The organism is Cellulomonas sp. KRMCY2, assembly GCF_000526515.1.
Lineage (GTDB): Bacteria > Actinomycetota > Actinomycetes > Actinomycetales > Cellulomonadaceae > Actinotalea.
The window spans coordinates 1,809,970-1,830,122 of record NZ_JAGF01000001.1; the positions used below are offsets into that span (position 1 = coordinate 1,809,970).

A 20,153-nucleotide genomic window follows, 5' to 3' on the forward strand; every position below is an offset into this window, starting at 1 on the left:
GTCGCCCAGGTGGTCCTCGGCGAGGACGCAACACGCCACTCGCACCAGGTGGCAGCGCTCATCGCCGTCATGACGGGCGTCCGGGCGTTCGGGACGGTGCGCGTCTGCGCCCCACGTGAGGTTGCCGCCACCGCGTGCCGCGTGGCTTGGCACGCCGACAAGTCGCTCGGAGCAGCCCTAGCTGCCGAGGGAGCCGAACTCGTCAACCTCGAGGACCTCACAGACGCGCCGACCATTGCAATCGGGGCTGCCGATCCTCGGCTCGCCGAGCCGGTGTTCCAGATCACCTGGGAAGGGTGGACCGCCATGGTCGCGACGGACGGCGCCAGGCTTGCCGAGTCGGACCAGATGCCGCTCGCGCCGGCTGCAGCGGCGGCCCTCGGTGTCGGCCAACTGTTCGCCCTGGCATCCGGTCGGGACGACGTGGGGCTTGAGAACATCTCCCTGTCCCTGTGGGCACCCGGCTGCACGTCCGAGGACTGCGAGACCGGACCGGACCTCGCTTACCTGCCCAAGGGTGTGTGGATCGTCGGCCTGGGACATCTCGGCCAGGCCTATAGCTGGTGCTGGGGTCTGCTGCCGTTCGTCGACCGGTCGGCCGTCACCGTGGTCCTGCAGGACGACGAGTCTGTGTCGGCGGCGAACGTCAGCACCGGCCTCCTTGTCGCTGAAGACAATGTCGGCACCCTCAAGACGCGACTGGTGGGTGATGCCCTGGACCACCTCGGCTTCAGCGTTCGGCTCGTCGAGCGGCGCTTGATCGAGGGGCAAGTCCGTCAGTCCCACGAGCCCGGACTCGCGCTGATCGGCGTCGACAACGTTATCGCGCGACGCGCGATCACCGCGGCCAGATGGACCATGGCCGTCGACGCAGGGCTGGGGCGAACTGACCGATCGTTCTCGGAGATCGCCGTGAAGACCTTCCCCGCCGCGGGTGACTCGACTCGCATCCGAGCGTGGTCGGCGGAGCCGGCAGAAGCTGGCGAGGTGCTTGCGAACCGCGTCGACGCCTACCGGGACGCCGAACTCCGGGGCGCGGACCGGTGCGGGGTCGTGCAGCTCGCAGGCCGAGCTGCCGCTGCTTCGTTCGTAGGCGTGGTCGCTGCGTGCCTCGCCCTCGCCCAGCCTCTCAGAGCGCTGAATGGCGGGATCGTGGACGCGCACCTTCATCTGAATGCTCGACGACCGCACCCGGCCCACCAGGTTCCTGGCTCCGCCGAGCCCACCCGACTGGAGTTCCTGCTGGCGGAACCCAGACCGCCTGGCGGCTGAGGCGCCCCGTCGGTCCGCTCCATATTGGTTAGTCAATCCGAAGGGCTGCGAGATCGGCCGGATGGAGGCGACGGCTGGAGCAGCGTCTCGTCGCGGCCATGTGGTCGTGCGAGGCAGGAAGGCGCGGGACTCTTCTTGCACCACGTGCTGGACGGAGGACTTCGCCCGCACCGCGGCCTTCTTTCGGGCTGCGTCAGCCGGCCGAACCGCGCGAGCCCGACCGCCCCGAGGCGGTCCACCTCGGCCTCGAACGCGGCCACGGGCGACGACGACACCCGTCGACGCCTGCGTGACCGTCGCCAGCCCCGCGTCCATGCCTGACGCACCCACGGCCGTCCCGACTGCCCAACATCGCCACCCCGCTGACCTGCGCACCTACCGCGTCAGGCCAACCCACGGCACCCAGTTCTGCTCCAACCGTGCGTCTTCTCCCCCGGACCGCACTCAGGCCCAGTGAAGGGGGAGTGCGCTGCCAGACGAGGTAGAAACGGCGGACCCCCTCATGTTGGTCGTCCTGGCGCACCCCTTTCTGTATGGGCATGTGCGCAGAGCCAGGGCTCTCTAGTGCAGGAGTGGTCGCGGGCCGGCGCCGGCCAGCAGGTCCGGCAGGTCCCGGAGGGGAGGTGTCTCGCTCGTGATGTCGATGCACAAGCTCGGCGCGGGCGACGGGTACGCGTACCTCACGCGTCACGTCGCAGCCGGCGACCTGGGCCTAGCCGCGTGCGACTCGCTGGTCGCCTACTACGAGGCCACCGGCAACCCGCCGGGGCGGTGGAGCGGTAGCGGGCTCGCCGGTCTCGGGCACGAGCCGATCGGGCGGGTCGCCCCTGGCGCGGTGGTCACCGAGGAGGCGATGGCCGCGGTCTTCCGCGACGGCCACGACCCGGTCACGGGCGAGCCGCTCGGGCGCCAATACGCCGGGCAGCTCGGTCGTCCGGTGGTCGGCTACGACCTGACGTTCACCGTCCCCAAGTCCGCCTCCGTGCTGTGGGCCCTGGGCGACGACGCCACGCGAGCCGCCGTGCACGCCGCCCACCACGCCGCCGTCGCCCAGACGCTCGCGTTCGTCGAGGAGAAGGTGGTGCGCACCCGCGTCGGGCACGCGGGCTGCCGACAGGTGCGGACCCGAGGGATGATCGCGGCCGCCTTCGACCACTGGGACACCCGCGCCGGCGACCCGAACCTGCACACCCACGTCGTGCTCGCGAACAAGGTCCAGGGGCCCGACGGGCTCTGGCGGTCCCTGGACGGCAAGACGGTCCACGCCGCCGCGGTGACGGTCTCTGAGCTGTACGACGTGCTCCTGGCCGACGACCTCGCCCGGCGCCTACCGGTTGCGTTGTCCCTGCGCGACCGCGGCCCGCGCCGCAATCAGGCGTTCGAGATCGACGGCATCGACGACGCTGTCCTGGCGCACTTCTCCTCGCGCTCGGAGCAGATCCACTGCGCCGAGGCCGAGTGGGCGGCCCAGTTCCAGGCCGACCGCGGCCGCGAACCGACCCGGGTCGAGACCACCAGGGCGCGGCAGCACCTGACGCGGGTCACCCGCCCGCCCAAGGTGGTCCGTCCGCTGCGGGACCTGCTGACCGACTGGGCCAACCGCGCCCGCGCCCTGACCGGTCGGGAGCCGCAGGACCTGGCCGCGCGAGCCCTGTCCGGTGCCTACGGCCGGCCGCTGCACGCGCACGACGTCGGGCCCGAGGTTCGCGCCGCGATCGTCGCCCAGGTGGTGCAGGACGTCTCGACCAGGCGGTCGGTGTGGACCGACTGGAACGTCGGGAGCGAGACGCTGCGCGCCTCGAAGTTCCTGCGGATGGCCTCCCCGCAGGAGCGACTGCGCCTGACGAGCGCGATCACCGACCAGGTCCAGGCGGCGTGCGTGCAGCTGGACGACACGCGCGAGCCCGAGCGCCGCCGGGTGGGCGAGAGGCTGTTCACCTCCACCGAGCTCCTCGCCGCCGAGAGGGTCCTCGTCGACGCGGCCGAGACCAAGGGCTTCCCGTTCATCAGGCGGCACTGGCTGGGTGACGCCGAGCAGCAGAGCGCCGACGTCGGCCGGTCACTGGTCGCCGATCAGACCGCCGCCATCCGGGCCATCCTGACGTCGGAGCACCTGCTCGACGCGCTCGTCGGGCCGGCCGGGTCAGGTAAGACCACGACCCTCAAGGCCCTGACCACGATCTGGCAGCGCTACGTCGGCCCCGTCGTCGCGCTGGCGCCGTCGGCCACGGCTGCGCATGCCCTGAGCGCATCCCTGGGTGTGCCGTGCGAGACCACGGCGAAGTGGCTGCACGAGTCCATCGGCGACGGGGCGCGCGCCCGCGGCGTTGCGTTCGATGCCGCACTGAGTGCCCTTGGCGGAGGCCCGGGCACCGATTGGGAGCGGGAGCGTCGCCGGGCCCTCGGACTCCAGGCCGAACAGGGCCGATGGGCGATGAGGACCGGGCAGCTGGTCATCGTCGACGAGGCCTCGCTGGCCGACACGCGAACCCTGGCGGCGCTCGTCTCCCAGGCCCGCGACGCCCAGGCCAAGGTGCTGCTCGTCGGCGACCACCTGCAACGCGGATCAGTCGACGCCGGCGGCGGGTTCGCGATGCTCGCGCGCCGCGGCCCGACCGCCGAGCTCACGTCGCTGTTCCGGTTCAGCCGGCCGTGGGAGGCCCGGGCCAGCCTCGAGCTGCGCCGCGCCCACCCGGCGGCCCTGGACGCCTACGAGGCCCACGGTGCGTTCACCGGTGGCAGTCGCGAGGAGGTGCTCTACGCCGCACTCGACGGCTTCACGGCCGCCCAGGACGAGGGCCATGTCGCCGTCCTGCAGGCCGCCGACAGTCGCACCGTGCGTGACCTCAACCGCCTCGCTCGCGCCCACGGCGTGCAGTCGGGGACCGTGGAGCGCGCCGGGATCGAGCTGCACGACGGCCTGACAGCGGGCGTCGGTGACCGGGTCGTCACCCGCCGCAACGACCGTCACCTGCGCACGGCGAACGGGTTCGTGCGCAACGGCGCGCTGTGGGACGTCGTCGCGATCGAGCGCGACGGGGCGCTGCGGGTCCGCCCGGCGGGTGGGCCTTGGCGCCGCGACGACCACGGCGCTTCGGTCCGTCTCCCGTACGCGTACGTCGCCGATCACGTCGAGCTCGGCTACGCGACCACCACCGCCCGCTCCCAGGGCATGACGGTGGACCAGTCCCACACCGTCGCTGGGCCGGGCATGGCTCGCGAGGACCTCTACGTCGCGATGAGCCGCGGTCGGCACCTCAACCGCACCTACGTGGTCACCGAACCCGTGGGCGACGACTGCCTTCCCGGCCAGGTCCAGTCGCCGCCCTCCACCCGGGACGTCCTCGACCGAATCCTGGCGACCAGCCACGCCGAGCGGAGCGCCACCGAGACCTGGGCCGACTACCACCCGGACGCCCCGGCCCCGGTCCGGCCACTGCACGAGCCCTACCGGTTCGGGCTGCCCGATCCACAGGGTCTCGACCGGTCGCCCTCTCCACAGTTCTCCCGACCCATTTCGTCCTACCCGCCGACACCAGCACGCGATGGACCTGTGCTCGGCATCTGAGCCGCATCACCCGCATCCGCATCAGCACCGAGGAAGGATCACCATGAGCCAGAACCCCGAGCACGACGAGGCCCCGCGCCTCATGCTCACCGTCCCCGAGGCCGCCCGACGCCTGTCGATCGGCCGCTCCTACGTCTACCAGCTGATGCTGCTGGGCGAGCTAGAGACCGTCCTCCTGGGCAGGCTGCGCCGAGTGCCGGCCGACTGCCTGGTCGAGTACGTCGAGCGGCTGCGGCGCGAGCAGAACCCGGACCCCGACGAACCTGTCGGTGAGTGATGGGCACCCGCGCCGCCAACAACCGGTCCTCGGTGTTCCAGAGCACCGACGGCCGCTGGTACGGCTTCGTCACGATGGGCACCAGGCCCGACGGCTCCTCCGATCGGCGCAAGCGCAGCGGCGCCACCCAGGCCGAGGTCGCCCACAAGGTCCGCGCCCTGGAGCGGGAGCGCGACGACGCGGCGAAGGTACCCGCCGGCCGGTCGCCGCGTCTGGCCGACTGGCTCGAAGACTGGCTCACCGCCTCGGCCCTGCGCGTGCGCCCGAACTCGCTGTACGGGTACACCACCGACGTGCGGGCGCACATCGTCCCGACGATCGGCAAGCATCGGCTCGCCGACCTCGAGCCGGAGCACGTCGAGTACCTCTACACCGCGCTGCTGGCCAAGGGCCTGAACGTCGGGTCGGTCCACCACGTGCGGACGACGCTGAACAAGGCGCTCAACGACGCCGTCCGACGTCGCCGCATCCCGCGCAACCCCGTCGCCCTCGCGCACACGCCCCGCTACGACGCCCCGGAGATCGACCCCCTGACGGTCGTCGAGGCGCGCACCCTGATGGCCGCGGCCGACGACGAGCCGAACGGCGTCGCATTCATGCTGGCGATCTCCCTCGGGCTGCGCAGGGGAGAGGCGCTCGGGCTGTCCTGGGCCGACGTCGACCTGGAGCCGGGACGGCTGCGCGTGCGCCAGCAGCTGGAACGCCGCCGGTACCGCCACGGCTGCGAGGACCCGACCCGGTGCGACGAGAGGCCCGCGAAATGCCCGAAGCGGCGCGACGGCGGGCTCGTTCTTGCGGAGCCGAAGACGAGGCAGAGCAAGCGGACCCTGCCCATGCCGCGCCCGATGGTCGACGCGCTGCGCCGTCACCGACAGGCCCAGCGCAAGGCCCGGATCTACGCCGGCTCCGAGTGGCACGAGTCCGGCCTCGTCTTCACCACCGTCACCGGCCGCCCGATCGATCCAAGCGACCACTCCGTGCACTGGGTCAAGTTCCTCGAGGGTGCTGGGGTCCGCCCGGCGCGACTCCACGACGCCCGCCATTGGGCATCTGCTTGAGTCCAGTAGATTCTGGGGTATGGACGAGCGGATTCCGGTGGCAGGGGTGGACTACCCGCGCACCCATCAGCAGTTGGTGGCGTGGTTCTCCACGGAGGCGGACTGCCTGGCGTACCTGGCCCGGTTGCGCTGGCCGGGCGGGTTCGTGTGTCCGGGGTGCGGGTCGGACCGGGCGTGGCGCACCGCCCGGCGGGGGATGTGGATGTGCTCGGGGTGCGGGCGTCAGACGTCGGTCACGGCGGGCACGATCTTCCACCGGTCCCACACACCGTTGACGACGTGGTTCGCGGCGATCTGGTTCGTCTGCGCGTCGAAGAACGGGGTCTCGGCCAGCACGTTGCAGCAGGTCCTGGGGTTCGGGTCCTATGAGACCGCCTGGGCGTGGATGCACAAGCTGCGCCGGGCGATGGTCCGCCCCGAGCGTGAGCTGCTGGCCGGGGTCGTCGAGCTGGACGAGACGATGGTCGGTGGGCGCGCGAAGAAGGCGTCGAGCGTGGTGATCACCAAGGTCCCGGTGATGGTCGCGGTCGAGACCCCCGGGGGCCGCAAGATCGGCCGGATCCGTCTGGCCAGGGCCGATGCACGCAACTCCAACCAGCTCGTGGACTTCGCCCACCGGGTGATAGCCCCCGGCGCGCACATCCGCACCGACGGCGCCCGCAACCTGCGCCAGCTCGGCGAGCAGGGCTTCACCCACGAGTACCGGGTCCTGATCTCCTCGGTCGAGCCGGCCCACGAGTACCTGCCCGGGGTCCACCTGGTTGCCTCGCTGCTCAAACGCTGGGTCGCCGGGACCCTGCACCACGGGATCTCCAAGCGCCAGCTGGACTACTACCTCGACGAGTTCACCTTCCGGTTCAACCGTCGCTCCTCACGCTCACGCGGCCTGCTGTTCTACCGCCTGCTCCAACAAGCCGTCGCCACCGACCCCCACCCCCTGACTAGCCTCATCGGCGGCACCGAAAACAGCGTCTGACCTGCACACTTGACTCAAGCAGATACCCAATCGCCCGCCACACCGCGGCGACTCTGCTGCTCGTCCAGGGCGTCGACCAGCGGGTAGTCATGGACATGCTCGGCTGGACCTCTCCGACGATGACGGCTCGGTACCAGCACGTGGTGCCCGAGCTCGTCGAGGAGGCGAACCGGCGGATGAGCGAGCTGTTGTGGGGCGTTCAACCCGGACTATCAAGCCCTGACAGTGCCGTATGAACCTCGCGTGACCTGGACTGATGGGCGCCGGCGGGGCAGCCGCGCCGAGACGTGTCGGTGCGGTGCGGCATGATGACCTCGAAGCCGTGTTGACCGAGGAGATGGCGTGGGGGACGAGAGCGAAGACGTGTGCCTTAATGGGGCGTCCGGCAAACATGTGCACGTGCTGGTGTTCACCATTACCGACAAGGAGTTTCCACGGGCGCAAGAGGTTTTCGAACGGTTCAGCCCTCTCGCGGAGGTCGCGGACACCGGAGCGTACGCACCGGCCTCGTGTGTTGACACCAGCCATATTCCCTTCGCGCTAGTTCAGTCCGACGGCCTCACGACTCTTGTCGCAGCCGGTTCCCTGGCGGAGCGAATTCGGCAATTCCGACCGCAGATCGTCATTGTTGTCGGCACGGCGGGGGGAGTGCACAGGCCGATTGAAGGCGAACCGGGCCATTTCAAGGGACCCGATCGCGGCGATGTTCTCGTGTCGGAGTATGTGCATCACACCAACTTCATCAAGTCGGAGCCGCATCGCTACCTGATTCGCTATCTGGCTCTAGACCAGCCAAGCATGCAACTCATCAGCGATGCGAAACAGGTGAGCCGGAAAACAACCTGGCTGGAATATCTGGGTCCCTCTTGGGAGGGGGCGGGCGTTCGTCCCGCAGTCCATTTCGGCGAGATTGTCTCTGGAGACACTTTGGCAGACGATCCGCTGGAGCCGCGACAGCAGACGCTGATGAAGCATTTCGACAAAGCCATCGGTATTGAGATGGAGTCGAGCGGGATCGCGCACAGCCTACATCGGGTCCGTACTCAGACTCGTTTGGCAGTTCACTACAATCCTACCTTCATTACGGTCAGAGGCGTCAGCGACATCGTCTACGGGCGCGGACAAGAGCGTGAACTCGTGCAAGCTGACATCGATGCGACCCTGGAGCGGTCTGGAATTGGAGTCGGCAAGACTGACGAGCGAGCTACTTGGTCTCCTCGCGCCGCGTCGTCGGCCGCAGCGTTCGCGGCTGCCTTAACTCGGCGCGTGGTAGCGAATGCCAGTCCCCTGCATCGAGGGCACCCCATGATCCCCGCCTACAGCATGAATTTGGCGACCGACCCGGAGGTGCAAGAGTGACGGAGGCGAGAACCCAGGAAGTCTCGTTTGGCTACGAGATCCTCCTCGCGCGCGACTTCGACAACGTATTGGCCGGCACGGGCACTGCGGTTGGGCCGGACGAGCTGCTCGATAAACTGCTTGCATCGGGTCGCTTGCTTATCCAAGGACGTGGAGGTGCCGGGAAGACCCACACGGCGCGCGCAATTCTTGAAATAGCGAGGCAACGCGGACTTGGAACTGTCTTCATCCGGTCTTGGAATTTGCGCGACCTGGACGCAAATAGGTCTCTCACCCTTTCGGATCTTCTCGAAGTCGCGAGTGAAGTCGATTCCTATGGTCGCGTCCTCGATGGACACGGCGTCATCGTAATAGACGGTCTTAACGAGGTGCCGAGGGCAACGTCTGACTGGCTCCTCGCTGAGATCCCCTATCTCCTTGCCTCTACATTAGGGCTCGCATTCCTCGCGACCGATAGGTTGACGCGGCGCCCAGCTGCGACCCTCTGGACGCTAGCGACGCTCGGGCTGGTTCCTTCGGAGGTGATCAGACGTCTTGTAGTTCAAGATTCCGGGGCGCTCGCAGAGCACCTGCGCGTTCCGTACTACCTGAACCAAGCGATCGCTCAGGGGGTGGAGCGGAGTCGCGGCGAGGCTATCGAAGAGTTCCTTTCCGTGCATGGGGGGCTGGCGGAGGGTGCAATAGAGGCCTTGGCAGAGGTGGCGTACGAGGCGTATCGGTCAAGCCGCGACCGTGTCGTTGACCTAGAAGCTCTTCGTGCGGGCATTGGATCGGAGCAGGTGTCCTCGCTAATCGATGCTGGTGTCCTCGTTGCCTCGGAGTCTTGCAGATTCGCGCACCAACTTGTCCACGACTATCTCGCGGCACGGCACCTCGCTGCAAACCCGGACGCGTGGGGTGAGGGGGGCTTCGATGTCGTGACGCTCGACGCGAATTCGTTCGACTCCCTCGGGCTCGTGCTGACATTGCTAGATGACGCGGTGGTCGATGAATTCGTCCACAGAATCTACGACTGGAATCTGTACGGAGCCGCGGATGTGCTCGAGCAGGACTCCGTAGGCCCTCGCCGGGTTAGTGCGAATATGCGGCTTGTTCTTCTCGCGATGCTTGCTGAAAAGCAGTTCGACCGGATGCGCCCGACCGCGCAACGAGCGGTCGATTCGCTAATGCTTCAGCGTGACGAAGTCGCCGACGAGATGCTCTCAGCGACATCGCGCGACGATCTGGTCGCGTTGGTTTCTCGCTCAATCTCCTGGACGTCTCCCGCAGATTGGCTCTCCGAGTGGTTCGCAATGTTCGGGCGGGCCGACGGTGAGGTCGCCGAACAGCGCGAGATTGATGCTCTCGGATCGGAGTTCGCGGCGATCGGATGGGCGGCGAGTAACGCGCTACGACGGGCGGCGCTGAACACGTCCCAGCTGCAGCATCTCTCCGGCCTCGCAACGGGGACTGCCGGTGAAGTCGTTCGGTGGCGCGCGGTTCACGTCCTCGGGGCGTCGGGCGACCCCGATGTTCGAGAGTCGCTCTTCGCGGTGCTCGATCGCGCGGACGGGAGCAAGTGGGTGCGGTACGGCGCTCTCCGGAGCCTGCTCGAGATCGCATCACGGTCCGAGGACTGGGTTATGGCTGAAGTTCTCGCTCGCCTCGGCGAGCCCGCCCGGGCCAGGGAGATTGCGTCCACCCCGTACCTCCACCGAGAGGCATTGAATGGATTGGATCTGGTCGATCCGCCGGCCATCTGGCTCCACGCCGCGGAGGGGCTCCTGGGTGAGTTGTGGAGGCACGACGAAGGCGTGGGCTCCGGCCACAGAGTCGTTGAACTTGCCGAACGAATAAGGGCGGCATCGAAGAAGGAGTTCGGATGAGTGCGGTTCCTCTTAGCGATTCCACGATCGATCTAATGTCGGACCTGGCCTGGCGTGCGCGCGAACGGGCTCGCGTGTACGGACGGACGCGGGTCGGTTGCGGCGTCGTAACCGACCTTGACGAATTGTTCTCTGGGTGCAATATCGAGCACCGTTTTCGAAGCCATGACATACATGCAGAGGTCAGTGCGCTTTCGAGAGTCGTTTCGGAGGGTGCTCAAGGGCAGGTTATTGCGATACTTGTAGTCGCTGAGCGGGACAATTTCACGCCCTGCGGAGCCTGCACAGACTGGATTTTCGAGTTGTGTGGAGGCGCGACGTTGGTCGGGTTCCAGCGCGAACCTGGCGCGCCTATTGCGTGGCGAAGCGCGGCCGAGTTGATGCCGTTCTATCCATCCTGACGGGTTCATGGGTAGAGCTTCTTGTGCGCGAACGCGATACTTTCGATCGAAACGTCCACGCATGCATTCGCCGCTTTGTGTAGTTGCCCATGAGGCTGGGGCCTAGCGGTTCTTTTCAGGCGCCGGAGACGGCCGTGCGGCTTTCACGCGGGATCCCCAGGGGGTGGCGAGGCTGGCGAGTGTAGGTGTCGGCGGCAGGCGCTCGCACTCGGCCGGGCGACAGTAGCCGGTCGATGGTTCGGAGCGCGGTGTCGCGGTGCGGGCGGCTGGGGTCGGAGTCCGGCGGTGTTGAGCAAACTGCTACCACAACTGCTACCACGCACCGCCACCTGACCCGCCCCCACCCACGCCAAAGGGCCCGCCACCTGCGAACTCGCAGGTCACGGGCCCTTCGTCACGCGGAGGATGGGGGATTCGAACCCCCGAGGGCTTTCACCCAACACGCTTTCCAAGCGTGCGCCATAGGCCACTAGGCGAATCCTCCCGGCCGAACGAGGATAGCGGACCACCTCGCCCAGGCCGAACGCCGTCGTCGGGCGGTCGCTTCCCCGGTCAGCTCGTCGCCGCCAGGCGCGGGCGGGTCAGCCGCCGGTGGTGCCGGCCCACACGGCCGTTGCGCCGCTGTGGCCGATCAGGATGGCTTGGACGATCGTGCCGGTGCCCACCGAGATGGCCGCCACGGCGAACACGACGGCGATCAGGCGTGCCGACGCCGGTCGGCGCAGCGCGCCCACGACGCCTGCCGTACCCTCCGCTGGCGTGGACGCCTCGGCGGTGCGCGCCTCGTTCCGCCGCCGACGGTCCAAGGCGAACATCGCGGCAGAGACGAGGACCAGGCCGATCACCCACACCTCCAACCCCTCGCCCATGTTCACGTGCCGCTCGACCGCAGACGTCTCGTTGACGCGCTCCTCGAGAGCCTCGCCCGACTGCGTCGAGAGCAGCACCAGCACCAGCGAAGCGACGCCGAGGCCGAGCGGGGCCCAGCCGGCCCAGCGACGGAACCGGGGCCACAGGGCTGCGAGGACCAGCGCCAGGGCGGCGGCGGGGACGATCACCTCCGTCGCGTGCACGACGAGCGGGTGCAGCGGCAGACCGGCGATGGTGTCGAACATGGCGCGTCCTCAGGGAGCGTCCCGCCGCGCCGGCCGGCACGATGGCCGTGCCGTAGCCTGCCCGGTCTGGGGTCCTGGGAAGTCACAATAGCGAAGCCAGGTCACGTTGCTCCAACGGCGAACTCCACCGTCGCCGAGCGCTCAGGCCGCGTTCTGCCAGCGGTGCACGACGCCGTCGGCCAGGACGAGCATGCCGCTCGTCCGTGCAGCGAGCCCACCCAGTTGACGGCCTCGCGCCCGAGCGCGACCGCCGCCGTGGCGTAGACGTCCGCCCACAGCAGCGACGGCCCGATGACCGTTGCCGAGCGGACGTTCGCCGCACGCTCGCCGGACCTCGGGTCCACGATGTGCAGCCCGCGGGCCGCGGTCCCGGACGTCGCCACCGCGCCGTCCTGCACGGGGACCCGCGCCTGGATGCGGCCGCCGTCGCGCGGGTCCTCGATCCCGACGGTCCAGGTCCGCGCAGCGGCCCCCGGCCGCACGAGGATGTCCCCGCCGCCGCCGCCTTGGCGTCGGTGATCGCGAGCGCGACGGGTAGGCCCTGCAAGGTCGCGACCAGGTGTGGGCGCAGGCCCCAGAACTAACGGGAGTGGCTGGCGCAGTACCCGTGCTGCGCCCATCCGGCCAGGTCAGAGAGGCGCACGGTGTCCCGGGACCGGGCGCACTCGATCGGGGTGGAATCGACCACCCACACGTCGTCGGTCCACATGCTGGTCTCGCGGGCCAGCACCGCGATCAGCCAGTTCAACGTCCCGGCCGGCCGGCGCAGTCGCTTGTCGTAGCCCGGTTGGCGGGGCAGATACGGGAACAGGCCGCCCAGGTGCGCGGTCGCGTAGCGCAGCCAGCGCGCCTCGCTGGTGAACCCCAGCAGCGCCTGCATCACCGCCAACGTCACCAGCTCCGCATCAGTGATCCGGGGCGCCAGCCCGACCGGCGGACGCCACGGAGTCCGATCAGGTGACCCCTTCAGAAGATCGTCGGTCCTGACGTAGATTGCGGTCGCGAGGGTGTCCAGGTCGGCGTCCACGAGAGCCTCCGGGTTCGACGTTGGTCAGCAACGCCGATGCTGGAGGTCGCGGCCCCCGCCGGCCCCCGACGGTCGCCGCCCGCGGCGAGCGCGATCGAGCGAGGTTCTGGGGGTGGATCACCCCAGAGACCTCGCCGGATCGTGGAACCGGCCGCGGAAGGGCGGAAGGGCGGAAGGGCAGCGCGGCGGCACGTGGGGTGCGGGTCAGCCCATCGACGCGAGCTGGATCAGGTTCCCGCAGGTGTCGTCGAGCACGGCCGTCGTCACCGGGCCCATGGTCAGGGGCTCCTGGGTGAACCGGACGCCGAGGTCGCGCAGCCGCGCGTGCTCGGCGCGGACGTCGGCGACGGCGAACGAGGTGAACGGGATGCCGTCGGCCATCAGCGCCGCCCTGAACGGGCCGACGGCGGGGTGGCCGCTCGGCTCGAGGACGAGCTCGGTGCCGTCGGGCTCGTCGGGCGAGGACACGGTGAGCCACCGGTGCTCACCCATCGGGATCTCGGTCTTCTTCACGAAGCCGAGCACGTCGGTGTAGAAGGTCAGCGCCTTGTCCTGGTCGTCGACGAAGACGCTGGCGAGGTTGATGCGTGGCATGGGTGGCTCATTTCTGGAGCGGCCAGCGCTCGGCGATGGTGCCGAGCGGGCGCGTGTCGAGGTGATGGAACTTGTATCGACCCTCACGACGGGTCGTGATGAGCCCAGCCGCCTCGAGGACGTCGAGGTGCTGGGAGACGGCCTGCCGCGACGAGCCGAGGTCGTGCTTCATGGTCAGGCGGGTGCACAGCTCGAAGAGGGTCTGGCCGTCGCGCTCGACCAGCTCGTCGAGGATGGCGCGTCGCGTGGGATCTGCGATCGCCTTGAACACGTCTCCCACGATGTCGACGTTAGGCAAGGAGCCACTTGCCTGTCAAGGCTCGCAGCAGGGCCGGCCGCGTCGGGCTCCCGTGCTGTGACGTCGCACACAGGCTGTGCTGGCAACCGGTCCACGCGTGCCCGCTATGTGAGACGCGGGCCGAAGCGGCTTGGGCGGCACGTCCGCGAGGGGCAGCATGATCGCCATGACTCGCTCCGGCATCACGGCCCAGCACATCGACGCGGCACCTGCCCGCTCGATGATGTGTTGCCGAATGCTGCAGCGGGACGCCGCAACCGCCTGAGCCCAGACTGACCGCTCGCACCGCGAGCCCGCTCCAGTCGCTCGGTCCGACCGACGGCCACCGGCACCTCAGCTGCCGGGCCACCCCGCCCTCCCCCGCCGCATGCCGCGGCGCGCGGCCTCGCGCCGACCGTCGTGACGTCACGCCCTGACCTGGTCGGGGGTGCGCGTCGCGGTGGCCCGCCGCCCGCCGTCGTGCCCGTCGCATGCCTGCGCGCTGCTGAGCGCGCGCCCCGACGAGACCGCACCACACCGAACGCACCCGCCGCACCGGCCGCACCGGCCGCTACCCGAAGGAACCCTCATGAGTCGCACCGCCAGCACCGCCAGCACCGCCAGCACCACGAGCGCCACCAGCTCGACACGCACCACCAGCACGCTCCGCGCGACCCGAACCGCCGCCGCGGTCCTGACCGCGAGCGCCCTCGTCGCGGGCCTCGCCGCCTGCTCCTCGCCCGCGGCCGGCAGCGACGAGGCCACCTCCGACGACACCGCAGCCGCCACCGAGACCATCACCATCGGCGTCGTCGGCGCGTCCGACGACACGTGGCGACTGTTCGAGGAGAAGGCCGCCGACGCCGGCTACGACGTCGAGATCGTCGACTTCACCGAGTACTCGCTACCCAACCCGGCGCTGAGCCAGGAGCAGCTCGACCTGAACCAGTTCCAGCACATCCTGTATCTGGCCCAGTACAACGTGGAGGCCGGCGAGGACCTGGTCCCGGTCGGCGCCACCGCCATCTACCCGCTCGGCCTGTACTCCACGCAGTACGAGTCGGTCGAGGCCATCCCGGACGGCTCCGAGGTCGCGGTCCCGAACGACCCGACCAACCTGGCGCGGGCGCTGCTCGTGCTCCAGGACGCCGGGCTCATCGCCCTGCGCGACGGCGGTTCGGCGTTCTCCACCGAGGCCGACGTCGTCGCGGAGGACTCCCGCGTGACTGTCACCCCGGTGGACGCCCAGCAGACCGCACTCGCCCTCGACTCGGTGGCGGCCTCGATCATCAACAACGACTTCCTCGAGGACGCCGGCATCGACCCGGCCGACGCGCTCTACCAGGACGACGCCGAGGCCGAGGGCGCCCGTCCGTACATCAACATCTGGGCCGCCCGCGCGGAGGACAAGGACGACCCGACCCTCCTCGCGCTCGTGGAGATCTACGAGGACCAGGAGATCCAGGACGCGCTGCTCGACGCGTCGGGCGGCACCGCCGTCCTTGCCGACCAGACGGTCGACGAGCTCCAGGGCTACCTGGCCGATGTCGAGGCCGACGCGCGCGGCTGAGCAGATCGGGGCGGTGCGGCCGCAGGGGGTCCGCACCGCCCCGACGCCGGGCAGGCGCCCGGACGACGGACGACCACTGAGACGAGGACCCCATGACCACGACCACCGCCGCGATGGTCAGCTTCCGCGACACCGTCAAGACCTTCCCCGCGACCTCGGGGGTGGTCCGTGCGGTCGACGGGGTGACCCTCGACATCCACGCCGGGGAGATCTTCGGGGTGATCGGCTACTCGGGGGCGGGGAAGTCCACCCTCGTGCGGCTGATCAACGCCCTCGAGCCGGTGACCTCCGGCCAGGTGCTGATCGACGGCCAGGACATCACCGGCCTGGCGGAGCACGAGCTGCGCCGGGTGCGCGCCGGCATCGGGATGATCTTCCAGCAGTTCAACCTGCTGTCCTCACGCACCGTCGCCGGCAACGTGGCCTACCCGCTGGCGGTGGCCCGCTGGTCACGGCACGCGCGCGCCGCCCGCGTCGCCGAGCTTCTCGAGTTCGTCGGGCTGACGGACAAGGCGCGGCAGTACCCGTCGCAGCTCTCGGGCGGTCAGAAGCAGCGGGTCGGCATCGCCCGGGCGCTCGCCACCAACCCGCGGATCCTGCTGGCCGACGAGGCGACGTCGGCGCTGGACCCGGAGACGACGCAGGACGTCCTCGACCTGCTGCGCCGGGTCAACGCCGAGCTCGGCGTCACCGTCGTCGTCATCACCCACGAGATGGACGTCGTGAAGTACACCTGCGACCGGGTCGCGGTCATGGAGGAGGGCAGGGTCGTCGAGCACGGCGACGTCTACGACGTCTTCGCCCGCCCGCAGCACCGCGCGACGCGGCGCTTCGTCGGCACCGCGCTGCGCGACCGGCCGAGCCCCGCGGCCCTCGAGCGCCTCCGCCATCGACACCCCGGTCGCATCGTCACTGTCGCGATCCGCGAGGACGGCGCCGCGACCACCGACCTGACCCGCGCCCTGCGCGAGCACCCGGTCGACGGCACGGTGGTCTACGGCGGCATCACGGAGATCGCCGAACGGCCCTACGGCTCCCTGACCCTCGAGCTGGCCGGGGCGGTGCCGGACGTCGACGCCTTCATCGCGGACCTGTCCCGCAGCACGACGGTGCTCGACCTCGGCACCGCCGACGCCCCGCTCGTGGACCCGGACGCCGTCGGGCCGCGGGCAGCCGGGCCGCGGGCAGCCGGGTCGGCACCGGGCCGGGGGGAGCAGCGATGAACGGCGACACCGACTGGGACTACCTGCGCCCGCTGCTCGTCAAGGCCTTCGGCGAGACCCTTCAGATGGTCTCGGTCGCGCTCCTGGTCGCCGGCGTCGTCGGCCTGGCGATCGGCATCGGGCTCTACGTCACGCGGCGCGGCAGCCTGCTCGCCAACCGCGCCGCCTTCACGGTGCTCAACGTCCTGGTCAACCTCGTCCGGCCGATCCCGTTCGTCATCTTCATCGCGGCGATCGGCCCGGCGACGATGGCCGTCGTCGGCAAGACCATCGGCACCGAGGCGGCCATCTTCCCGATGGCGATCATGGCGTCCGTCGCGTTCTCCCGGCTCGTCGAGCAGAACCTCGTCGGCCTCGACCCGGGTGTCGTCGAGGCGGCGCGCGCGATGGGTGCGTCGCGGTGGCGGATCATCTGGTCGGTGCTGGTCCCCGAGGCGCTCGGACCGCTGATCCTGGCCTTCACCTTCCTGGTGGTCGGCGTGGTCGACATGTCGGCGATGGCGGGGCTGATCGGCGGTGGCGGGCTCGGCGACTTCGCCATCCGGCACGGCTACCAGCGCTTCAACTGGGAGGTCACCGCGGTGACCGTCGTGGTGATCGTGCTCCTGGTCCAGGCCGTCCAGCTGCTCGGCAACCACCTCAGCCGCCGGGTGCTCCGCCGGTAGCGCCCGATCGGGCGAGGTCTCCGGGGCGGATCACCCCGGAGACCTCGCCCGACGTGGCGCCCCGACGTGAGGCGGGGCCTACGGCTCGTTGCTCCAGCGGCGGATCGTGCCGTCGGCGAGGACGAGCATGCCGCTGGTGCCGTGCAGCGTGGCGACCCAGTCGACGGCCGCGGCGCCGCGTGCGACAGCCGTCGTGGCCCAGACGTCGGCCCACAGGAGCGACGGCCCGATGACGGTCGCCGACAGCACCTCGGTCACGGCCTCGCCGGTGTGCGGGTCGAGGATGTGCGCACCGCGCGCAGCGATCCCGGACGTCGCCACTCCTCCGTCGGACAGCGGCACGGTGGCCAGGATCCGCGTCCGGTCCCGCGGGTCCTCGATGCCGACCCGCCACGCATACGCGTCGGCACCGGGCCCGATCAGGGCGCCGGGCCGGATCAGCACGTCGCCGCCGGCACCGATCGCCGCGGACGGTCCAGGCAGGTGGTCGAGCATCCGGGCTGCGCGCCCGACGGCCCAGGTCTTGACCAGGCCGGTCGGGTCGAAGACCCCTGGCCGCCCGGGCACGGCGTTCCAGGCGTCGAACCACCCGTCCGTGCGGATCAGGGCGACCTCGCACAGCCGGTGCACCTCGCGGACGGCCGGATCGGCGTCGGCCAGGTCGAGCTCACCGCGCTGGATCCGGCTGATCTGCGAGTCGTCCCGATAGGTGCTGAACATCGCCTCGGCGGCCCGGAGGTCGGCGAACAGCGCGGCGACGGCGGGCTCGGCCGCGGACCCTCGAGCGCCTGCACCGCGCAGGTGCACGCTGATCGGCATCCCCATGATCTGCTCGACCCACGCCCGGTGCTCCGGCTCGGTCGCCGGCTCGGTCGCCGACGCCGACGCGGGCGCCGGCGCCTCGTGCACCCCGGTCGTCATCACAGACCGGCCTGGTCGAGGGCGTCCTGCAGGGACTGGACGTAGCCGCGGCTCGTGACGGTCGCACCGCTGACCATGGAGATCTGGGCGCTGCCGGCCGACGTCGCCTCGTCGTTCAGGATCGGGATCGCGTACGCGTTGATCTGCTCGTTGTGCCGGTCGCCGCTCGGATACGCGATCGCCTCGGCCGAGGTCAGCACGCCGTCGGTCACGGTGATGCGCACCTGGACGTCCCCGTACCGGGTCGAGGCGGCCGCGCCGTCGTACGTGGCGACGACGGGCGTCGCGGCGGCCGTGGTCTCGGCGCCCGAACCCGCGTCGGCGGTCGCCGTCCCGCTGCCGGTCGTCGACGTCCCGCTGCCGGTGGTGGTCGTGCCCGTCGCCGGGGTCGTCCCGCTGCCCACGACGGCGCGGTTGAGGCTCGTCGGCCAGGAGAAGAGCAGCACGAGGCCGGTCAGGGTGGTGCCGATGGCGATGGCGATGCGACGCATGATGAACCTTCCGTTACCAGGTGAATCGTTCGACGTGGAGCTGGGCGGACGGCACGCCGGCGGCGTGCAGGTCGGCCGCGACGGCCTCCGCCCAGGTGGCCGTACCGCAGACGAAGACGTCGGTGTCGGCCAGGTCCGGGACCAGCCACCGGGCGGCCACCGGGCCGGGGTGGTGACCGAGCTGGGCGGGCAGCCAGGAGGTACCGGCGGCGCTGCGGGGCCCGACGAGGTCGACCACCTGGAGCGCACCGGACTGCACGAGCCGATCGATGTCGGCCTGCAGGGGCTGCCGTTCGGCGGACCGGACGCGGCGCACGAGCGTGGCCGGACGCCCGCCGAGGGCCGGGTCGAGACGGCCGTCGAGGGCGGCGTCCTGCAGCAGCGAGATGAGCGGGGTGATGCCGAGCCCGCTGCCGATCGCGACGATCCCGCGCCGCGTGCGGACGTCGGGGGTCAGCCGCCCGTACGGGCCCTCGACCAGCACCCGGGTCCCGGGCCGCATCGTCGCGATGCGTGCGCCGTCGTCGCCGCGGACGCTCAGGGTGATCCGCAGCGACGTGCCGTTCGGTGCGGCGGACAGCGACAGCGGGTGCCCGCGGGTCCAGCCGCGCCCGGTACGGAAGCGCCAGACGAAGAACTGCCCGGCCGCGACGGCCAGCTCGTCGAGGCGACGGCCGGTGACGAGGACGCTGACCACCCCGGGTGCCTCCGACACGACGCCGCTGACGACCAGGGCGTGCCGCAGGGACGTCCGCAGCGGCAGGGCCACCCGGAACACCAGGACGCTGACCAGGGCGAGCGCGTAGAGGGTCCACCAGTAGACGGTCGCCACGGGGGAGGCGAGGAAGTCGGCGCCCGTCCAGAGCTGGTGCGGCAGGGCCAGGCCGGCGCCGAGGTAGGCGTACAGGTGCAGCAGGTGCCACGACTCGTACCGCAGCCGGCGGCGGGCCGCACGGATCGAGGTCACGGTGATCAGCACGAACAGCCCCGTGCCGGCGGTCGCGAGGAGCATCCCGGGCGCCGTCGTGATCAGGGACCAGAGCTCGGCCAGGAAGCCGGTGCTGTCCAGGGCCGCGTAGCCGAGCGTCGTGAGGACCGCGTGGGCGAGCAGGAGGTTGACCGAGGTGAAGCCCAGCAGCCGGTGCCAGCGGGTCACCCGGTCCTGGCCGATCGACCGCTCGACCCACGGGATGCGCGCCATCGCGACCACCTGCAGCAGCAGCATGTCCGAGCTGACCAGCCCGGTCAGGCGGCCGAGCGACGTCAGCGCCGCACCCGTGCCGGCCGTCAGGTTCGTCACGCCGCCGTTGGACACCCACAGGCCGATGACGACGAGCGCTGTCGCCCAGACGATCAGCCCGACCGCGTCACCCCACCACCGTGGGCGAGCCGGCATCGGCGGACGCCGACCGGGGGCGATGGCCACCGGTGCGGGGCGGGTCAGTGTCGTCATGGCCGGAACGGTCCTCCACCCACCTGCGGGGAACCTGGACG

At 70.3% G+C, this 20,153-nt stretch carries 20 protein-coding genes and 1 tRNA gene; 12 read left to right on the forward strand and 9 right to left on the reverse strand.

All coding sequences use genetic code 11. From position 1 onward, the window contains the following. Positions 1-48: 48 nt before the first annotated feature. The 9 genes from K415_RS0108790 to K415_RS25130 all read left to right on the forward strand — a co-directional run bounded on the left by K415_RS0108790 (position 49) and on the right by K415_RS25130 (position 10,776). Complete coding sequence (locus tag K415_RS0108790; RefSeq protein WP_155859416.1) at positions 49-1,272, forward strand: hypothetical protein; 1,224 nt, start codon at positions 49-51, stop codon at positions 1,270-1,272. Positions 1,273-1,909: 637 nt separating this feature from the next. Then, positions 1,910-4,840: a MobF family relaxase gene (mobF, locus tag K415_RS0108795; protein ID WP_024286702.1), complete on the forward strand. Its 2,931-nt coding sequence runs from the start codon at positions 1,910-1,912 to the stop codon at positions 4,838-4,840. Between the two features lie 43 nt (positions 4,841-4,883). Then, complete coding sequence (locus K415_RS0108800; protein WP_024286703.1) at positions 4,884-5,117, forward strand: helix-turn-helix domain-containing protein; 234 nt, start codon at positions 4,884-4,886, stop codon at positions 5,115-5,117. After that, the gene (locus tag K415_RS0108805) at positions 5,117-6,175 is read left to right on the forward strand and encodes a site-specific integrase (protein WP_029663454.1); all 1,059 of its coding nucleotides are present in this window, start codon (positions 5,117-5,119) and stop codon (positions 6,173-6,175) included. The genes K415_RS0108800 and K415_RS0108805 overlap by 1 nt, the downstream gene beginning before the upstream one ends. Positions 6,176-6,212: 37 nt before the next feature. Then, positions 6,213-7,151 (forward strand): IS1595 family transposase, encoded by a 939-nt coding sequence (locus tag K415_RS0108810; protein WP_024285365.1) that lies wholly within the window; start codon positions 6,213-6,215, stop codon positions 7,149-7,151. Positions 7,152-7,180: 29 nt separating this feature from the next. Further along, positions 7,181-7,387 carry a tyrosine-type recombinase/integrase gene (locus K415_RS25125; RefSeq protein WP_369795273.1) on the forward strand — a complete coding sequence of 69 codons (207 nt, stop codon included), beginning with the start codon at positions 7,181-7,183 and terminating at the stop codon, positions 7,385-7,387. Between the two features lie 106 nt (positions 7,388-7,493). Next, on the forward strand, positions 7,494-8,510 hold the full coding sequence (locus tag K415_RS0108820; protein ID WP_024286704.1) for a hypothetical protein: 1,017 nt from the start codon (positions 7,494-7,496) through the stop codon (positions 8,508-8,510). Further along, the gene (locus K415_RS0108825; RefSeq protein WP_024286705.1) at positions 8,507-10,375 is read left to right on the forward strand and encodes a hypothetical protein; all 1,869 of its coding nucleotides are present in this window, start codon (positions 8,507-8,509) and stop codon (positions 10,373-10,375) included. Before K415_RS0108820 ends, K415_RS0108825 begins: the two co-directional genes overlap by 4 nt. Before the next feature lie 35 nt (positions 10,376-10,410). Further along, positions 10,411-10,776 carry a hypothetical protein gene (locus K415_RS25130; RefSeq protein WP_369795274.1) on the forward strand — a complete coding sequence of 122 codons (366 nt, stop codon included), beginning with the start codon at positions 10,411-10,413 and terminating at the stop codon, positions 10,774-10,776. 399 nt (positions 10,777-11,175) lie between these two features. Here K415_RS25130 and K415_RS0108830 read toward each other — a convergent pair. The 6 genes from K415_RS0108830 to K415_RS0108855 all read right to left on the reverse strand — a co-directional run bounded on the left by K415_RS0108830 (position 11,176) and on the right by K415_RS0108855 (position 13,792). After that, positions 11,176-11,260: transfer RNA gene (locus K415_RS0108830), tRNA-Ser, on the reverse strand. Positions 11,261-11,357: 97 nt separating this feature from the next. After that, positions 11,358-11,891, reverse strand: coding sequence for a DUF2231 domain-containing protein (locus K415_RS0108835; RefSeq protein WP_024286706.1), 534 nt, complete (start codon positions 11,889-11,891; stop codon positions 11,358-11,360). Positions 11,892-11,992: 101 nt separating this feature from the next. Beyond that, positions 11,993-12,511 carry an FAD:protein FMN transferase gene (locus tag K415_RS23430; RefSeq protein WP_024286707.1) on the reverse strand — a complete coding sequence of 173 codons (519 nt, stop codon included), beginning with the start codon at positions 12,509-12,511 and terminating at the stop codon, positions 11,993-11,995. Next, positions 12,472-12,918, reverse strand: a complete 447-nt coding sequence (locus K415_RS21655; RefSeq protein WP_197024696.1) for a hypothetical protein — start codon at positions 12,916-12,918, stop codon at positions 12,472-12,474. Before K415_RS21655 ends, K415_RS23430 begins: the two co-directional genes overlap by 40 nt. Before the next feature lie 204 nt (positions 12,919-13,122). After that, the gene (locus K415_RS0108850) at positions 13,123-13,512 is read right to left on the reverse strand and encodes a VOC family protein (RefSeq protein WP_024286708.1); all 390 of its coding nucleotides are present in this window, start codon (positions 13,510-13,512) and stop codon (positions 13,123-13,125) included. A gap of 7 nt (positions 13,513-13,519) precedes the next feature. Further along, positions 13,520-13,792 (reverse strand): helix-turn-helix transcriptional regulator, encoded by a 273-nt coding sequence (locus tag K415_RS0108855; RefSeq protein ID WP_029663456.1) that lies wholly within the window; start codon positions 13,790-13,792, stop codon positions 13,520-13,522. A gap of 586 nt (positions 13,793-14,378) precedes the next feature. Here K415_RS0108855 and K415_RS0108865 point away from each other — a divergent pair. The 3 genes from K415_RS0108865 (at position 14,379) to K415_RS0108875 (ending at position 17,247) form a co-directional block, all read left to right on the forward strand. Then, on the forward strand, positions 14,379-15,359 hold the full coding sequence (locus K415_RS0108865) for a MetQ/NlpA family ABC transporter substrate-binding protein (RefSeq protein ID WP_024286710.1): 981 nt from the start codon (positions 14,379-14,381) through the stop codon (positions 15,357-15,359). A gap of 92 nt (positions 15,360-15,451) precedes the next feature. After that, positions 15,452-16,582, forward strand: a complete 1,131-nt coding sequence (locus tag K415_RS0108870; protein ID WP_024286711.1) for a methionine ABC transporter ATP-binding protein — start codon at positions 15,452-15,454, stop codon at positions 16,580-16,582. After that, positions 16,579-17,247, forward strand: a complete 669-nt coding sequence (locus K415_RS0108875) for a methionine ABC transporter permease (RefSeq protein WP_024286712.1) — start codon at positions 16,579-16,581, stop codon at positions 17,245-17,247. Before K415_RS0108870 ends, K415_RS0108875 begins: the two co-directional genes overlap by 4 nt. 78 nt (positions 17,248-17,325) lie before the next feature. Here the strand turns inward: K415_RS0108875 and K415_RS0108880 are convergent, their stop codons facing one another. The 3 genes from K415_RS0108880 to K415_RS0108890 are packed head-to-tail and all read right to left on the reverse strand — an operon-like array spanning position 17,326 to position 20,112. Further along, the gene (locus K415_RS0108880) at positions 17,326-18,168 is read right to left on the reverse strand and encodes an FAD:protein FMN transferase (RefSeq protein WP_024286713.1); all 843 of its coding nucleotides are present in this window, start codon (positions 18,166-18,168) and stop codon (positions 17,326-17,328) included. Further along, positions 18,168-18,659 (reverse strand): FMN-binding protein, encoded by a 492-nt coding sequence (locus K415_RS0108885; protein ID WP_024286714.1) that lies wholly within the window; start codon positions 18,657-18,659, stop codon positions 18,168-18,170. Before K415_RS0108885 ends, K415_RS0108880 begins: the two co-directional genes overlap by 1 nt. Positions 18,660-18,672: 13 nt before the next feature. Continuing rightward, positions 18,673-20,112 carry a ferredoxin reductase family protein gene (locus tag K415_RS0108890; protein WP_024286715.1) on the reverse strand — a complete coding sequence of 480 codons (1,440 nt, stop codon included), beginning with the start codon at positions 20,110-20,112 and terminating at the stop codon, positions 18,673-18,675. Positions 20,113-20,153: the final 41 nt, after the last annotated feature.

What these genes read in the sequence shown, in the direction of transcription:
- K415_RS0108800 (WP_024286703.1), top strand. Translation starts at nt 4,884, where the DNA reads ATGAGCCAGAACCCCGAGCACGACGAGGCCCCGCGCCTCATGCTCACC.
- K415_RS23430 (WP_024286707.1), bottom strand. Translation starts at nt 12,511, where the DNA reads ATGGGCGCAGCACGGGTACTGCGCCAGCCACTCCCGTTAGTTCTGGGG.
- K415_RS0108875 (WP_024286712.1), top strand. Translation starts at nt 16,579, where the DNA reads ATGAACGGCGACACCGACTGGGACTACCTGCGCCCGCTGCTCGTCAAG.
- K415_RS0108885 (WP_024286714.1), bottom strand. Translation starts at nt 18,659, where the DNA reads ATGCGTCGCATCGCCATCGCCATCGGCACCACCCTGACCGGCCTCGTG.
- K415_RS0108805 (WP_029663454.1), top strand. Translation starts at nt 5,117, where the DNA reads ATGGGCACCCGCGCCGCCAACAACCGGTCCTCGGTGTTCCAGAGCACC.
- mobF (WP_024286702.1), top strand. Translation starts at nt 1,910, where the DNA reads ATGTCGATGCACAAGCTCGGCGCGGGCGACGGGTACGCGTACCTCACG.
- K415_RS0108850 (WP_024286708.1), bottom strand. Translation starts at nt 13,512, where the DNA reads ATGCCACGCATCAACCTCGCCAGCGTCTTCGTCGACGACCAGGACAAG.
- K415_RS0108870 (WP_024286711.1), top strand. Translation starts at nt 15,452, where the DNA reads ATGACCACGACCACCGCCGCGATGGTCAGCTTCCGCGACACCGTCAAG.
- K415_RS25130 (WP_369795274.1), top strand. Translation starts at nt 10,411, where the DNA reads ATGTCGGACCTGGCCTGGCGTGCGCGCGAACGGGCTCGCGTGTACGGA.
- K415_RS0108890 (WP_024286715.1), bottom strand. Translation starts at nt 20,112, where the DNA reads ATGACGACACTGACCCGCCCCGCACCGGTGGCCATCGCCCCCGGTCGG.
- K415_RS0108880 (WP_024286713.1), bottom strand. Translation starts at nt 18,168, where the DNA reads ATGACGACCGGGGTGCACGAGGCGCCGGCGCCCGCGTCGGCGTCGGCG.
- K415_RS0108835 (WP_024286706.1), bottom strand. Translation starts at nt 11,891, where the DNA reads ATGTTCGACACCATCGCCGGTCTGCCGCTGCACCCGCTCGTCGTGCAC.
- K415_RS0108865 (WP_024286710.1), top strand. Translation starts at nt 14,379, where the DNA reads ATGAGTCGCACCGCCAGCACCGCCAGCACCGCCAGCACCACGAGCGCC.